This is a genomic window from Vibrio sp. Vb0304 (assembly GCF_033338995.1).
Classification (GTDB): Bacteria; Pseudomonadota; Gammaproteobacteria; order Enterobacterales; family Vibrionaceae; genus Vibrio; species Vibrio alginolyticus.
The window spans coordinates 1-1,108 of the sequence record NZ_JAWOTT010000301.1; the positions used below are offsets into that span (position 1 = coordinate 1).

General features: G+C 43.0%; 1 protein-coding gene. It reads left to right on the forward strand.

Annotation, left to right across the window (positions count from 1 at the left end):
- The first annotated feature begins 381 nt into the window (after positions 1 to 381).
- Positions 382 to 900: a DUF4136 domain-containing protein gene (locus R7P35_RS25800; protein WP_005463686.1), complete on the forward strand. Its 519-nt coding sequence runs from the start codon at positions 382 to 384 to the stop codon at positions 898 to 900.
- Positions 901 to 1,108 lie beyond the last annotated feature (208 nt).

Below are 1,108 nucleotides of genomic sequence, written 5' to 3' on the forward strand. Positions count from 1 at the left end.
GCAGCGGGAATCGAACCCGCATCATCAGCTTGGAAGGCTGAGGTAATAGCCATTATACGATGCCCGCGCATCGATAGGACTCAGCTAATATGCCACATTGATTTCAAAAGAAAAGTCTTTTTTCATCAGTCGCTTGTCAGTTGTATAAAAAATTGTCTTCTTGGTGAAAAAATACGCTTTCGATGAACTTAAATGGCTTCCTGATGATGCTCGACGAAAATGACACCGTTATGTGACAGAGCTGGCTCATTAATCGTCAATCCATTTGATGGTTTAATGATCACCTGACATTGAACACTTATCATTCATGGTCTAGACTCCATATTGAAATCACACAACCTTATTGTCAGCCGTATAAGTAAAAAAACGAGGAGAGCGCGTATGTGGAAAACAGTAACAATTGGGGCAATGGCGCTTTTGATGGCCGCTTGTACGACAGTAACAACAGACGTGGATAAACAAGCGGACTTCGCTTCTTACAAAACGTTTGATTTTGGTACTCAAAATGATGCTCCAGCAAGTATCGATGGACGCCGTATAGAACAAGGTTTGGCTGCTCAACTGGAATCGAAGGGGCTTTCTCGAGTTGCAAGTGGTGGTGATTTATACGTTCATCACGATATCGTTGAGGAGTCGGAGTTGGTATCGTCTGGTTCTTCTTTTAGCGTCGGTTATGGATGGAACAGCTTTGGTGTGATTACATCAAGCCCTGAACGATATAAAGAACGCAAATACGGGAAGTTAGTGGTAGAGCTGGTGGATAGTAAGGCGAACCAAGTTGTGTGGAAAGGCGTTTCAAGCCGCAAGTTAACCGAATCAATGAGTACTGAGAAAAGGGAAAATTTGATCACAGAAGAAGTGGCGAAAATGTTCGAAAACTACCCATACGGTAAGAATTAAGTCCTCCGTTATATCAAACTGAGTGGCTAAAAACACGAGGCGAGAATTTCGATTGCAAATTCTCGCCCTCAGAGTTAAAAGTACGTATTACTGTGATGTAGGTGAACGTTGTGCGTGCTCTTCTTATTAGCTTTTTCGGGCTATTTCTGAGCTTATTGGCGGTTTCTGTCGGCCAAGAGTCAACGTCGCCTGAAACTGTTCACCAATA

Excerpts from the sequence above, each read along its gene's own strand:
- R7P35_RS25800 (WP_005463686.1), top strand. The coding sequence starts at position 382 with ATGTGGAAAACAGTAACAATTGGGGCAATGGCGCTTTTGATGGCCGCT.